Origin of the sequence: Bdellovibrio sp. HCB337 (genome assembly GCF_047302465.1) — a bacterium.
In the GTDB taxonomy this organism is placed as follows: Bacteria; Bdellovibrionota; Bdellovibrionia; order Bdellovibrionales; family Bdellovibrionaceae; genus JACMRP01.
Window position 1 is genome coordinate 3,560,504 of sequence record NZ_CP178621.1, and the last position, 13,350, is coordinate 3,573,853.

At 45.6% G+C, this 13,350-nt stretch carries 13 protein-coding genes; 10 read left to right on the forward strand and 3 right to left on the reverse strand.

What is annotated here, in order from left to right:
* Positions 1–3: 3 nt before the first annotated feature.
* The 5 genes from mutT (at position 4) to ACLWBB_RS17195 (ending at position 4,857) form a co-directional block, all read left to right on the forward strand.
* A complete protein-coding gene (gene mutT, locus ACLWBB_RS17175) occupies positions 4–456 on the forward strand; it encodes an 8-oxo-dGTP diphosphatase MutT (protein WP_413288788.1) in 453 nt (150 codons plus the stop codon).
* The gene (locus ACLWBB_RS17180) at positions 444–1,577 is read left to right on the forward strand and encodes a glycosyltransferase (RefSeq protein WP_413288789.1); all 1,134 of its coding nucleotides are present in this window, start codon (positions 444–446) and stop codon (positions 1,575–1,577) included. The genes mutT and ACLWBB_RS17180 overlap by 13 nt, the downstream gene beginning before the upstream one ends.
* Before the next feature lie 61 nt (positions 1,578–1,638).
* The gene (locus tag ACLWBB_RS17185; RefSeq protein ID WP_413288790.1) at positions 1,639–2,886 is read left to right on the forward strand and encodes a glycosyltransferase family 4 protein; all 1,248 of its coding nucleotides are present in this window, start codon (positions 1,639–1,641) and stop codon (positions 2,884–2,886) included.
* Positions 2,887–2,963: 77 nt separating this feature from the next.
* Positions 2,964–3,251 carry an HU family DNA-binding protein gene (locus tag ACLWBB_RS17190; protein ID WP_413288791.1) on the forward strand — a complete coding sequence of 96 codons (288 nt, stop codon included), beginning with the start codon at positions 2,964–2,966 and terminating at the stop codon, positions 3,249–3,251.
* 118 nt (positions 3,252–3,369) lie between these two features.
* Positions 3,370–4,857 carry a methyl-accepting chemotaxis protein gene (locus ACLWBB_RS17195; RefSeq protein ID WP_413288792.1) on the forward strand — a complete coding sequence of 496 codons (1,488 nt, stop codon included), beginning with the start codon at positions 3,370–3,372 and terminating at the stop codon, positions 4,855–4,857.
* Here ACLWBB_RS17195 and ACLWBB_RS17200 read toward each other — a convergent pair.
* The gene (locus ACLWBB_RS17200; RefSeq protein ID WP_413288793.1) at positions 4,854–5,417 is read right to left on the reverse strand and encodes a HutD family protein; all 564 of its coding nucleotides are present in this window, start codon (positions 5,415–5,417) and stop codon (positions 4,854–4,856) included. The genes ACLWBB_RS17195 and ACLWBB_RS17200 overlap by 4 nt on opposite strands.
* A gap of 115 nt (positions 5,418–5,532) precedes the next feature.
* Between ACLWBB_RS17200 and ACLWBB_RS17205 the strand changes: the two genes are divergently transcribed.
* The gene (locus ACLWBB_RS17205; protein ID WP_413288794.1) at positions 5,533–6,021 is read left to right on the forward strand and encodes a hypothetical protein; all 489 of its coding nucleotides are present in this window, start codon (positions 5,533–5,535) and stop codon (positions 6,019–6,021) included.
* On the opposite strand, the gene epmA is transcribed toward ACLWBB_RS17205, so the two are convergent.
* A complete protein-coding gene (gene epmA / locus ACLWBB_RS17210) occupies positions 6,022–7,143 on the reverse strand; it encodes an EF-P lysine aminoacylase EpmA (protein WP_413288795.1) in 1,122 nt (373 codons plus the stop codon).
* A 120-nt stretch (positions 7,144–7,263) separates the two neighbouring features.
* Entirely contained in the window at positions 7,264–7,653 is a 390-nt protein-coding gene (locus ACLWBB_RS17215) for a hypothetical protein (protein ID WP_413288796.1), read from the reverse strand.
* 150 nt (positions 7,654–7,803) lie between these two features.
* Between ACLWBB_RS17215 and ACLWBB_RS17220 the strand changes: the two genes are divergently transcribed.
* The 4 genes from ACLWBB_RS17220 (at position 7,804) to ACLWBB_RS17235 (ending at position 13,308) form a co-directional block, all read left to right on the forward strand.
* Positions 7,804–9,243 (forward strand): TldD/PmbA family protein, encoded by a 1,440-nt coding sequence (locus ACLWBB_RS17220; protein ID WP_413288797.1) that lies wholly within the window; start codon positions 7,804–7,806, stop codon positions 9,241–9,243.
* Positions 9,243–10,568: a TldD/PmbA family protein gene (locus ACLWBB_RS17225; RefSeq protein WP_413288798.1), complete on the forward strand. Its 1,326-nt coding sequence runs from the start codon at positions 9,243–9,245 to the stop codon at positions 10,566–10,568. Before ACLWBB_RS17220 ends, ACLWBB_RS17225 begins: the two co-directional genes overlap by 1 nt.
* Positions 10,569–10,695: 127 nt before the next feature.
* The gene (locus ACLWBB_RS17230) at positions 10,696–11,040 is read left to right on the forward strand and encodes a hypothetical protein (protein WP_413288799.1); all 345 of its coding nucleotides are present in this window, start codon (positions 10,696–10,698) and stop codon (positions 11,038–11,040) included.
* A gap of 318 nt (positions 11,041–11,358) precedes the next feature.
* Complete coding sequence (locus tag ACLWBB_RS17235) at positions 11,359–13,308, forward strand: hypothetical protein (RefSeq protein WP_413288800.1); 1,950 nt, start codon at positions 11,359–11,361, stop codon at positions 13,306–13,308.
* Positions 13,309–13,350: the final 42 nt, after the last annotated feature.

Sequence of the window (13,350 nt, forward strand, 5' to 3'; positions counted from 1 at the left end):
TATATGGCAGAGGGTGATGAGAAAACGCGCAAACAAAAAAACCGCAAAGGACATTGGATCCCTGTGGTTGCCGGCTTTCTAAAGAAAGACGGAAAGATCCTCGTTGGTCAGCGCCCTGAAAACAACTCGTTGCCTGGCCAGTGGGAATTCCCTGGCGGAAAAATCGAACCGGGAGAAACTCCTGAGCAAGCACTCGTCCGTGAACTTCAAGAAGAACTTGGCATTGATGCTGAGGTCGGAGATTTAAAGCTGGCTTGTTCACACTCTTACGGCGACGTCGGCATTTTAATTTTATTTTACGAAATCCTCTTCTGGAAGGGCGAACCAAAAGCACAACATCATATGATGCTGGAATGGATCCACCCTGAAGAGCTCAAACACCGGAACATCCCTGAAGCGAATCGCAAAATCTTAGACCGGATCTACAAAGCGCTGGGAATAGAATGGCGAAAATAATTTTAGTGACTGAAAAGGTGAACTCAACTTCTTGGCCTTTGGCTTTATCGCTCAAGGCTCAGCAGCATGAGGTCATTTTCCTTACAAGTCATGGTGAAGAAGCCACAAATACAGATGGCATTCGTTTCATGGCTTACTTCAAAACGTGGTCTTTCTTGGAAGGCTTACGTGTATTACCGATGCTTTTCAGTTACGAACCTCAGGTTTTGCATATCATTCTTGAACAGGGAAAAATGACCGGAGCTCACGCGGTTCTAGCAAGTTATGCGAAGTCTCATCCTTTGATGGTTTTGACGACATCCCTTTTGCAATTTGAAAGACGACTACGCCGAGGCAATCCTACCCGTTTGCTTTTGCAAGAAAGCGATATCGTGACTTGCCCTTCGGTGGACTCTTTGGCGAAATTGCGCGGTTTGAGTGTGCGTTCTAAAAAACAGGGTCGCGGTATTTTGCCTCCGGCTTTGGATTTGTATGAAAGCACGCTTTTAGAAGAGCCTAGTTACGAAGATGCTGAGGCCGAAATGATGGCTGAAGAAAGCTGGACTCGTAATCTTCGTGAAGAACCCTACTTTTTGATTCCTTGTTTTGAAAAAAACTTTTCTCCGGAATCTTTATACTTCCGTCGTATCGCGCGCATTGCAGAGACTCACTTTGTGGTGTTGATGGGGTCCAATCAAGATTGGCCGCTTCGTAGCCGCAAAATGTTTGAACAATGGATGGACGAACAGGGGCTGAAAGATCGCTGGATGTTTAGCGGAAACTTGCCAAAAAATCTGGAAAAAGATCTGCTAAAAAGAACCAAGTGTCTGATCCTGGCTGGCATTAAATTAAGTCCTCAAGAGATCTCTCAATTTTACCTAAAATCTATTCAGTGCAATACACCTTTGGCTTTGGATTCAAAACAAGCCAGTGTTCACGCTCATCTTTGGCAAAAAGATGTGAATTGCTGGATCCTAAATCACGAGTCTTTGGACAAGGAATTTGCTTCCTTCTTACTTAAAGACGACTTCCGTCCACCACAAAGCTTGCAAGCTAAACTCAGCCAAAATCGACATCTTACCGATACTCCACTGAATGAGCTCAATCGTCTTTACACCCGCGCTTTGAGTCAGCTAAAGTAAGGACTCATGTCCGTGAGGATGTGCAGGCCCAGAGGGCCGTAACTGAACTAGGGAAAATAAAGTGAAGAAAAAGGCTCTGCCACAATCGCTGAACATCTGCTTAGTGAGTAATCGCTTTCAGATCCTTAGCCGTTCCACGGATAGTGGATTTTTGTGGCCTATAGCTCGTGGCTTGGCCAAACAAGGTCACAAAGTCACGGTGATTTCAACTCGCAGTCCGATCGGCAAGACTGAAGTTCTTCGTGATGGCGTAAAAACTTTTTATCTACAGGAAAGTGGCAGCCCCTACAAGAATGTGAAGTTCGAAGAAGCGGCCTTGCAAAAGTTCATGGAACTTCACAAACAAGAGCCTTTCCATGTCATGCACAGCCTTGATAGTTCTGGTCGTCGTATTGCTAGAAATAAAAAACAATTCGGTGTTGCAGTCGCCTACGATGCAGAAGCTACTCAAATGTCTCAGCTGTTCTCTATTTTGGGAATGAGTCAGGAAACTTTGGGCAGCTTAATCACTACGGCCGTTGCGGTGACTTATAAGTTTTTGACTACTTACTTCGGTACTGATCGCAAGCTCTTGAAATCGGCGGATGGTGTTTTCGTTAATAATCCTCAGCAAAGAATCATTCTTGAGCGTTATTACCTGTATCCGGACTATCATATCTATACAGCTCCTTACGGAATGGAACTCGGAGACTTGTCTCCGAAAGAAGAATCCTATGAGTACCGTAAGAAGTGGAATCTTTCTTCGAATGCCCACGTCGTGGTAACGATCTCGGATATGACCGAGATTCGCGAGCTGCAAAACCTGATGCGCTCTTTTGAAAAAGTGGCCATTAAAAAGCCGAATGCCTACCTTATTATTGTCGGTAACGGCCCCTACTTTAAACAGATCGAATTTGAAATGTTGAACCTAGCTCTGGGCAATCGTGTGATTCTGCCGGGGGCACTCAGTTCGCGGGATTTAATCGAGTTTATTTTGATGGCCGACGTTTATGTCGATATGAGCTCTCGCTCGACGGGTTTTGAAGCTAGTTTGATCGAAGCAATGGCGCAAAAAAAGGTCATTATTGGCTCTGAAGTCAGCCCGATTGCCAATGTGGTGGAAGACGGAGTCGATGGATTCCTGCTTCGCCCGGCAGATATTGAATCTTTGGCCAATCTGTTGATTGAGATTTTCTCGGGCACTCTACCTGCTGAAGAAATTGGCGATAAAGCCCGCCAAAAGGTCATTGATCTCTTCGATACCCAGAAAATGATCCGCTCTGTCCTCGACGCCTATCGCAAGATCCTCTTAAATACTGGGATGTATTAACTAAATCCGTTCTTCTTGCGTCGAGCCAAGAGGGTTTTTCGCTAGTCAGACCCCTTTGAATCTGTATAATTGATTTCATGACAAAAGCGGATTTAATCAATCTTATTGCTGAAAAAGCAGGCATTACACGTGTCAAAGCTGAAACTGTTGTGAACACCATTTTCGATTCTATGGTTGAAGCACTTATGCGCGATGACCGTATTGAAATTCGTGGCTTTGGTTCTTTTGTGAACCGCCAATATGATGCCTACAAAGGTCGCAATCCGCGTACAGGTGAAGTCATCAATGTTGAAGAGAAGAAACTGCCTTTCTTCAAAGTCGGAAAAGAACTCAAAGAAGACATCAACAAAGGTCCTAAAAAATAAAACAGCTAATGTTTGTTTACAGACATTAGTGACCTTTTTTTAGGTTTCGAACGCGTCCAAATCATCCGTCCCTAAAGATTCCCCTGCCCCTGTCGATACTTATATTCGGGGGGAACGCATGAATATCCTTAGAAATGTCCGCGCACTCAGTATCACGAGTGGAATTCTTATTCTCACGCTGATTTGCGTGATCGTTGTAACAGTAAAAATTGAAATGATGATGAACGAGGCTCACAGCAATAAGTTCATTTCATTCGGTCTCGCGAATGACCTTGGTCAAAGCTCGGAAGATCTTACTCGCCTGGCAAGAACTTATGTTGTTACTGGTGATGCAAAATACAAAGACATGTATTGGGACATCGTTAAAGTACGTTCTGGTGAAAAAGCTCGTCCCGACGGCACCAAGGTTTCATTGACGGAACTCTTTAAAAAGCAAGGTTTCACAGACGAGGAAATGGGTAAACTTACAGAGGCCGGCAACAAATCCAGCGCTCTTATCGCGATTGAAGAAAAAGCGATGTACGCTGTGGAAGGTTTATCCGCTGATGCTCAAGGTAAATACACTGTAAAAGGCAATCCTGATCTCGAAATGGCTCGTCGTATTTTGCATGATGATGCTTATCACAAAGAAGTCGAAATCATTCAGCAGCCAATTTCTGAATTTAGAAAAATGATGGCTGCTCGTACGGATACAGCAGTTACAAACTTTGTTTTCTACGGAAAAGCTTTGCACATCGGTGTTTTGGGAATCACGCTTTTACTTGGTATGACTTTCTTCTTGTTGAGCCGCGCCCTGAAAGCAAATATCCAAGTCATTGTTAAGAGCTTAGAGTCCGTGTCTCAAACTGTTTCGGAAGCTTTGACTCAGCTAAATGAATCCGGCATGAACTTGTCTTCGTCTTCGACTGAAAGTGCCGCTTCGATGGAAGAAACCGTGGCTTCTCTTGAAGAGATCGCTAGTTTGATCAAAACAAATACCGACAGTGCTCATCATGCGGCGACTTTGTCACAAGATTCACAAAACACAGTGAGTGGCGGCCAAAAAGACATCACAAGCCTTGTGGACTCTATGGGTGACATCTCTGCAAGTTCAACCAAGATGAAAGACATCATTCAAGTCATTGACGATATCGCTTTCCAAACAAACTTGTTGGCTTTGAATGCCTCTGTAGAGGCCGCTCGCGCGGGTGAGCAAGGTAAAGGTTTTGCAGTCGTGGCAGAGGCAGTTCGTGCTCTGGCACACAGAAGTGCGACTTCCGCAAAAGAGATCAGCACTTTGATTATGGATGTAAATGGCAAGATCGAAGCTGGGACAAAAAGAGCCACCGCAAGTGGCGAGGTTTTCCATAAGATCTTGGGTTCTGTTGGCAAAGTTTCTAACTTGAGCCAAGAAATTTCTATGGCAGCTCAACAACAGCAAACAGGCATCGGTCAAATTTCAACTGCGATGAATCAGTTGGATCAGACTTCGCAAGCGAATGCGGCGGCTGCAGAAGAAATCTCTGCAACAGTAACCGAGTTAAAAGAGCAAGGTGTTGAGCTCAACAACTTAGTTCTAAAACTGTCTGCCATGGTTTCTAATAAGAAAGAAAAAGGCGCTGCTTAGTCGGCAACCTGAAAATGAATTAATTTTGCGCCCTCTGAGGATAAAACCCGGAGGGCGATTTCTTTTTCACCCGTCACTTGGAGAGTATCCCCTGCTTCCACTCTGCGCCCCTGCACTTCGCAGCTGCCAGAATAAAGATATAACAAGTGAGTTTTTGAATTCAGTGAAAGAGTTTGCGCTCCCGCTGGCAAAGTTTCTATAGAGACATCCGCTTGCACTTTATCGCGGCGGAAAATCAATCCAAGATCCACCACTTCACCACCGATCAACTGGCAGTCGATGACGAACTCTCCAGAGAAGCGAATGGGATTCAAAGGCTCAAGCCTCGCGCTGTTCAACAGGAGCCCTTCACCACTGAGAACAACCAAAATGCGATCACATCCTGGAAATAAAGAGAACGGCCCAGACGCTTGGACGGTGGCAGAACTTAAACGCCAAAGGAAATCCCCGTCCGGAAAGCTCGCTCCTTCCGGAAACATTTGGATCTGCGCCGTCATTCCCTGGCCGTTTTTCCAAGGCATCACTTGATACTGAGATTTTGAAGTAAATTTTAAGCCCATAGTTGTGATGGTATCCTAGCACGGCGTTAAATAAACCGCAGTAGATCTCGCACTTTGGCCTGGGGCCAGCTTGAATTTCATGACAATTGTCCCCAAACATTGCATCCTAAGAGGAATGAAACTCAGCAATTATTTATTTTTTGTGATGGGTCTAACAATCGCGCGTCCTTTATTGGCAGCGGTTCCATACAACGAGCTAGATGAGCTTCGCCGACAAACAATTGTCGTCAAAGTCGCTGTTGAGCAACCGCGATCTCCGCGAGTTCAGCAATGCAAAACCAAAGTAAATCCAAAATCTTTAAGCACGAAATTGTCTGCGGCCCAGGCGAATGCTTCGGCTCAGTGGTCCCAGAGCACCATTGGCTCTCAGGATCTCTTTGATTTGGAAGAAAAAACACAAGCCTGTATGACTCGTGCTAGTTGCCACGTGTACGATATTTTCTTGAAGGCTGTGAAAGTAGACCCTGCTATTCAAACCGAAGTAGAATTGCTCAAAAGTTCTTTGGATAAAAAGCTGCAAAGTATGAGCTCCAATATCTATGTCAAAGCCTGGGATACAGTTCCCAAGCCTTGTGATGTCCTCACTCAAGCGATCAAAAAATAACTATTTCATCGGAAATAAACGGGTTTCAGAGATCTTTGAAACCCCGGTTAACGCCATAAAAAGACGATCCAGCCCCAAGGCAATTCCCCCTGATGGTGGCATCCCCGCTTGCAAGCATTGCAGGAACTCTTCATCCAAAGGAATCATTTCTTTTCCCATGGCTTTTTTCTTTGCAAGATCCTCTTTGAAACGTTCGGCTTGAACTTTCGCATCGTTCAGTTCGTGAAAAGCATTGGCAAGTTCCAATCCTTGCCAATAGACCTCAAAACGATCCCCCCACCCGTCCTCTGTCAGCCGCGCCAGCGCTGCTTGATACGGCGGATAGTTTTCAACAAAAGTCATGTGCTCGGTCGGCAATTGGCTTTCGATTTTTTCTAAGAAAAGTAAAAAGAAATAGTCATCAATTTGAGTTGCCGAACTGACATCAACACCTAGTTTGGTTGCAAGTTCGCGCAGCTGTTCTTTATTGGTTTCTGGTACTAGTTCAAAGCCGCAATCGCGTTTAAAAAGCTGCGCAATGGTGAAACTATCCACCGCTTTTGGGCCATTCACCGAAGACATTTTGCTTCCCAAATATTTCACAAGCTCTGCGACGTCTTTTTTGATGGAAGCCAAATTATCAAAAGCCCGATACCATTCGATCATCGTAAATTCAGGCTGATGGTGAGTTGTGACTTCTCCATTACGATAGCATTTTTTGATTTCAAAAATCTTCTCAGCGCCCAAGGCCAAAGCCTTTTTTAGGTGAAGCTCGGGACTGGTCGGCAAATATAGTTTTTCACGACGGGAGCCCAGCACCAAATCCGTGCTAAAAACATCAAGGCTTGGCTCTGTGCCCGGGCAAGTAACAAGGCCCGGAGTTTGAATTTCTACAAACCCCTGCTCTTTGAAGAATTCACGCACCCAATAAAGAAACTCTTGCCACTGCTTCAACAGATCCACTTGAAGATAACGCTCTGGCAGCTTTTGCAGCGCTGGCGCGAGCAATGTGATCTCGCCATTGTCTGCGACCGCGACAAGATCTCCGGGGGCCAGAAGAGTTTGGACGGAAAGTGAAGCGTCTTCTGTGAAATAAAGTTTTGAAAAGATGCGGCTGTGGTTTTTCCCCTCGCGTGTCAGCATCAGGGTCCACTGTTGATCCGCCAAGGGCCGCAAATCTTGAAGACGGCCAAAAAAAGAAACCCCCTTGGGAACAAGGGGGTAAGATTTCCACTTCGAATTTAGAAACTCACTTCTCGTCATCTACTGACAATAACCCAAACGGCGCAAAGCTGAAAGGTGTCTTAGCGCTGAAGCGATATCATCCGCTCCAAACACCATGTCACGGTCCATTTGGATTCGGTGCTTCATCCACACGCCGCCAACGATACCTTCGCTGGCCATGCGGCAATCTTGCACCTGAGGAACGCATACTTGCTCTTCTGTGAGGCTCTGCCCCATGGAAAGGGCCTCGGAAAAGTTGTCAGCACCTGCTAAAAAATCCCCGGTGATTCCTTGAATTCTGATTTTTTTCCAAGATTGTTGAACGGCACCCTCAGAAACGTACTTACATGCTTGAGGTGACGCTACTGATAGGGTAGACCACAAGTTAACGAAGAGAATGGTAAGGATGATTCCGACTAGCTGTTTCATAATGCCTCCTTATTGTGCCACTTCACGTTGTTAACATCTAGAGTCCTTAGGTCCAGACCCTGTCCAGGGACTTCCTGACACCGGACTTGAGATGCATGAGTTTCGATTCATTAAAATGCAAATCATTTGCCAACTCTTTTAGGAGCCAAAATGACCCAAAATCTTATTCAAGCTAACTTCACAAAAGCGCTTTCTGATTTTAAAAATCAGGTCGATTGGGTAGGCCTGCGTCTCTACACAGAAAAAACCACAACGCATGTTATTCGAAATGAAAATCCAGAAGAGCATAACTCGCAAAAAGACCAAGGTGTGATGATCGAAGTCATGATCGATGGACATGTGGGCTATGCTGCCACCAGTGATCTGACTCCAGAGGGAATGAAGGCCGCTTTTTCCAGAGCAAAAACTCTATCGACACAATCGTCACAATTTAAAGTGGCTGAATTCACTCCTGAAGAACGCCCATCGTCCAGAGGGCAATTCCAAAGTCCTTACTTGCATCGCTTGGACACTTTAAGCACCGAAGAAGTTGTTCGCGTTTTGATGAATTCGTCAAAGGCTATGAAAGTTTCTGATAAAATCGTGTCGCGATTGGCATATATCTTTATCGTAGAAACTGAAATTCAGTACGCATCATCAAGTGGAGCTGAGTGGCTTCAAAACTTTGATATGGTCACCACGTACTACAAAGCCACAGCCCAAAATGACAAAGATACGCAATCCCGCACTGAGGGAAATTCTTTGCAGATTGGTGCCGAGATTTTCCGTAAGAATGAAATCTATGATCTTTGCCGCACAACCGGTGAAGAAGCCATGCTTCTTTTGGAATCTGAAAACTGCCCGACTGAAACCATGGATATCCTCTTGGCCCCAGATCAAATGCAGTTGCAAATTCATGAATCTATCGGTCACCCGCTTGAGCTTGATCGTATTTTGGGTGATGAGCGCAACTATGCCGGCTGGAGTTTCATTAAGCCCGAGTTTTTTGGAAATCTTCAATATGGCTCAAGTTTACTCAATGTCGTTTTTGACCCAAGTGAGCGTGGGCAATTTGCTTCTTACGCGTTTGATGACGTTGGCAATCCTGCAACACGCGAATATCTAATCAAAGACGGAAAACTTCTACGCGGTTTGGGCAGTCTTGAATCACAAAAACGCTCTGGCATTCTAGGCGTTGCGAATCAACGTGCTTCTAGCTGGAATCGCGCACCGATTGATCGTATGGCGAATATCAACGTGGTCCCTGGAAAATCCACGTTGGATGAAATGATAGGTTCCGTAAAACGTGGTGTTTTGATGAAGGCCAATCGTTCTTGGTCCATTGATGACTACCGCAACAAATTCCAATTCGGTTGCGAGTACGGACAAATGATCGAAGACGGAAAACTGACTCGTGTCGTAAAAAATCCAAATTACCGTGGCAAGACTTTGGAGTTCTGGAACAGCCTGAAAGCTGTCGGCAACTCTGGTACATATGAAAATCACGGAAGCCCTTTCTGCGGTAAAGGAGAGCCCAGCCAGCTTATTCGCGTGGCTCACTCTTCTCCGTATTGCTTGTTTGGAAATATCGAAGTCTTTGGAGGTGTGTAATGAATTCGCGTGAGATTTTAAATTTTGTTGCCCAAGGACTCTTCAAAGACCTTCATAACGACGAAGCTTTGACCGTTTATTTCCGTGGTGAAGACACGGACTTCATTCGCTGGAATCAGAGCAAAGTTCGTCAGAACACCTCTGTAAATCAAAAAGAGCTCAGCTTTGAGCTGCAAAAAGCCGGTCGTAAGCTTAAGAAATCCTTCAGCGCCCAAGGCTCTGCAGAATGGGATTTGATCGAAGCCCAAAGGCTTTTGAAAGAAGCCCGCGAAGAAGCTGTAGCTCTGCCACAAGATCCCTATTTGGTGCCATTTGCAAACAACGGTACCAGCGAGTCCATTTTCCGCGGCGAACTTCTGACTGGGGAAAAATTGATTCAAGCTATCGCCAAGCCTATGGCAGCCCATGATATGGCAGGGCTGTACGCGGGTGGCACGATTGAAACAGGCAACTGCAACTCTTTGGGACAAAGCCATTGGTTTACTAATGAAAGCTTCTTCATGGACTACTCGCTTTACAATGGCGAGCGCGCATCAAAAGCGTGTTATGCGGGCTCTCGTTGGCATCAAAGCGAATTTGAAACCAATATTGCCCAGGCTGCCGAGCAACTAGCGGCAATGGACAAGCCTCGTATGAAACTCTCGCCTGGCAACTACCGCGTGTATTTGGCTCCTGGCGCTGTTGCTGAACTTGCCAGTATGTTTAGTTGGGGTGCCCTCAGCTATCGTGCGTACCGAGACGGCGGAAGCGCGCTTAAAAAGCTCCACGACAAAGAACGTAAGTTTTCTTCGCAGTTTTCACTGTCAGAGAACTTTCACTTGGGGCTTACTCCCCGCTTTAATGACATGGGCGAACTTGCGCCCGAAATTCTGCCTTTGATTAAAGACGGAGAACTTCAGCAATTCTTGGTCAGCTCTCGAAGTGCCAAAGAGTATGGGGTCCCAGGGAATCACGCCTCAGCGGGTGAATACCCTCGAGCTATGGAAATTGCTCCAGGAAGTCTAGCTCGAAAAGATATTTTAACGAAACTAGACACGGGACTTTACCTGTCGAATTTGCACTATCTCAACTGGAGTGACCAACCAAACGCACGCATCACTGGGATGACCCGTTATGCATGCCTATGGGTGGAAAACGGAAAAATCGTAGCTCCGATCGAAGATATGCGCTTTGACGTCAGTCTTTACGACATTTTGGACGAAGGTCTTCTGGAAGTGACGGATTTCCGCGAAGTAGATCCAAGCGTGGACACATATCATCAACGGTCTTTAGGAGGGAAAAACCTACCTGGATTATTGATTAAAAACTTTAGTTTCACGCTTTAGTGCTCGAGCCGGATTTTGACTCTTTCGTAAAAATATTGCAGGGGGCTTTTCATTTCCCCCTTGCAGGAGTATAAACAAAAGAGCTTCTCGGCAATTTTGTCGGCTGATTTTTCTAAGGAGATAGACAATGGAAAACAAAATCCAACAACTCGTTAACGAACTTTCTAAAAACGAACGCGTTCAAGCTGTTATGCATGACATGCACATCCTTCAAGGTAAGTTGAATGCGGAAATGAATAAAACTCTTTCTAAATTCAAAAAATCTGCTGGCGACATCGAAAAGAACATCTTGAACTACAGAAAACAGTTGGTTGCTCAAAAGAACAAACTTGAAAAAGAATTGCGTGCAAAAGCGAAGTCTTTGAAAGTAAAGCCAGCTAAGAAAACAGCTAAGTCTGCAAAAGCAGCTCCTAAAAAAGCGACTGCAAAGAAGACAACTGCTGCTCGTAAAACAACTAAGAAAAAAGCTTAGTTCTTTCTCTGAAATACTACCGAAAGAGGCCGATGAAAATCGGCCTCTTTTTTTTGCCATAATCATCTTTTTGTTTTTCTGACCTAAGTCAGAGCTCCAAGAGAACAAGTCTCTTTCGAACATTCACACGCGCGCGTATTAGTTTTATTTACTGAACTCTCGAGCAGATTCTCAAAGAGAACTCAAATACTGATTGTAGTCACATTACTTTCGACTCGATAATGCCTACATACTTAAAACAAAAATATTAAGAACATTGACGTTCGAGACAGTCATGGCGGCGCAGCTTTGACTTTAAAAAATTAGGGAGGATGTAATATGAATTTTTGGACAAAACTCACGTTGGGTTTGTCGGCAGCCGGTGCTCTTGGTGCAGTCACCGCATGTGGTGGTTTCAGCAATGGCCCAAGCACAGTCGAATCACTCACCATTTCTGGTACCTTGGGCGCTTCATCGTCTGTTATGGGCGTAAAGCCTTTCAGCAACAGCGCAATGGCAGTTTCTTTGACCGATCTTGAGGTCTACGCCGTTGCTTTCACTTCTCCACCTTCTGTTGCAGAGGCTGAAGTTGGCGCGGATGGTTCTTTTACAATCAGTATTCCTGGCGCAAAAGGTGCCGCAGTAACTGCGATTTTCCGTGATAAAAACGATGAAAGCCAAGTCGGTACGATCGTTTTCGAAGATACTAGTTCTAAAGATATGAATGGTAATAACTCTCAGTCTTCTTCTGTTGTTCTTGGTGACAGTGTTGCCCTCGGTAACATCACTTTGGGTACAGATGGCAAAGTGGTTATTCCAGTGTCGCAAATTGCGGATAAAATTGACTCTTCAACGACTGTTTCTTCTAGTACTGCCTTCGATCCTACAGGTACTTGGTATATGAAGGCGTTCTCAGGAACTCTTCCTTCTGGCTATCAAACTGTGACTTCAACGTGCAACGACGGCCCTTGTATCGGCTTCCCGATCACCTTGGTTCGTATGGCTGGTAAGAAGTTTTCTCCAACCACAAACTGCGATATGTCTGTAGATCCAGTTGTTTGTGCGACGACGGATGGAACTATCGGAACTGAAGATCGTTATGCTCTTTCTATTTGGGGCGAAAACTTCGCAAATGGTATGGGTGCTTGCGGTTCTAAAACTGGTTTCACGGCTGCTGAAGCGCGTGCGGCTGGCCGCATCCACATTGCTACTTTGCCTACAGTAGCTGGTAATACGATCTCTTTCGGTGATTATAGCTACCAAACGCCAACAGGTTTTGGTGGTGATGCTTCTCCATTCGATAAACCTTGGATGAAAACGGGCGCTCTTTCGACTCGTCCAGTACAAGATTGCAGACCTACAGCAATCACTCACAATAGCGTGACTTACAATGGCTGGGCTTGCAAAGCTGAGATCATGACCGGCATGTGGCCAGGCACTGGAAGCGGCAACTACGGCTGGCAAGTAGGCGTCGAGGGTGGCGGTTGCTTCAATACTGCGACTGCAAAACCTGTGAACGTTACAAACTGGTCTACGATTGGTATCGGCAGCTGTACTCAATCCACAGCTTCTTCTACATACGGAAACGGTTTCTATACTCACACTTGTACTTACACGAACGTGGACCATGACAATAGCGGCACGACAGCCGCAATTAGCTTGAGCTGTACACACACTGGTGGTCAGTTCACAGACAGCACTGGTCCAACAACAACGCCGTTAACTACAAATTCGGGTGAGTATTTGGGTCAGCCTACAACGATCGTTGCCTCTGGTCAGCCTTGCGAAAGCATTGGTGATGCAACAACCGCTGACAAATTGGCAGCTTACCGTTGTTATGCAGAAGCTTACTGGAGCACAAACAACGCGACTTCTACGTGCCAACGTGAATATCGCTTCAACTGGGCAGCTACGACACCGGAAGAGTTCGCTCAAGATTCTGAGCGTGGTAAACCTAAAAACGCGTTCATCACAAACATCTTGAACTACACTCCAGATGGTACGATGGCGACTTTGGAAGACGAAGAAACTGAAAGTTTCACCATCAATACTGGTGCGAACAGCAGTACATTCTGTGAAACGTCTCGCAGAACTGTGATCTCTTTCAAAAAGGTGTCTGACACTCGCATGTTGGTCGATCTTAAACAAACCGGCCAGATGAACAGCACAAGCGCAGCCTGCCAAGGTGCTGCGAAAGATGCTCTTGCTGGCAAGCAAGTGGGCGGTGGCGATCTTCAGCACATCCTTACTCCACAAAAAATGATCTTCTACGCAGACACTACTCTGTAAGAAGCAGCAAGAACATTGCTTGCGAAAAAGCCCGGCTTGACC

Excerpts from the sequence above, each read along its gene's own strand:
- mutT (WP_413288788.1), top strand. The coding sequence starts at position 4 with ATGGCAGAGGGTGATGAGAAAACGCGCAAACAAAAAAACCGCAAAGGA.
- ACLWBB_RS17180 (WP_413288789.1), top strand. The coding sequence starts at position 444 with ATGGCGAAAATAATTTTAGTGACTGAAAAGGTGAACTCAACTTCTTGG.
- ACLWBB_RS17190 (WP_413288791.1), top strand. The coding sequence starts at position 2,964 with ATGACAAAAGCGGATTTAATCAATCTTATTGCTGAAAAAGCAGGCATT.
- ACLWBB_RS17195 (WP_413288792.1), top strand. The coding sequence starts at position 3,370 with ATGAATATCCTTAGAAATGTCCGCGCACTCAGTATCACGAGTGGAATT.
- ACLWBB_RS17200 (WP_413288793.1), bottom strand. The coding sequence starts at position 5,417 with ATGGGCTTAAAATTTACTTCAAAATCTCAGTATCAAGTGATGCCTTGG.
- ACLWBB_RS17205 (WP_413288794.1), top strand. The coding sequence starts at position 5,533 with ATGAAACTCAGCAATTATTTATTTTTTGTGATGGGTCTAACAATCGCG.
- epmA (WP_413288795.1), bottom strand. The coding sequence starts at position 7,143 with ATGCTGACACGCGAGGGGAAAAACCACAGCCGCATCTTTTCAAAACTT.
- ACLWBB_RS17215 (WP_413288796.1), bottom strand. The coding sequence starts at position 7,653 with ATGAAACAGCTAGTCGGAATCATCCTTACCATTCTCTTCGTTAACTTG.
- ACLWBB_RS17220 (WP_413288797.1), top strand. The coding sequence starts at position 7,804 with ATGACCCAAAATCTTATTCAAGCTAACTTCACAAAAGCGCTTTCTGAT.
- ACLWBB_RS17225 (WP_413288798.1), top strand. The coding sequence starts at position 9,243 with ATGAATTCGCGTGAGATTTTAAATTTTGTTGCCCAAGGACTCTTCAAA.
- ACLWBB_RS17230 (WP_413288799.1), top strand. The coding sequence starts at position 10,696 with ATGGAAAACAAAATCCAACAACTCGTTAACGAACTTTCTAAAAACGAA.
- ACLWBB_RS17235 (WP_413288800.1), top strand. The coding sequence starts at position 11,359 with ATGAATTTTTGGACAAAACTCACGTTGGGTTTGTCGGCAGCCGGTGCT.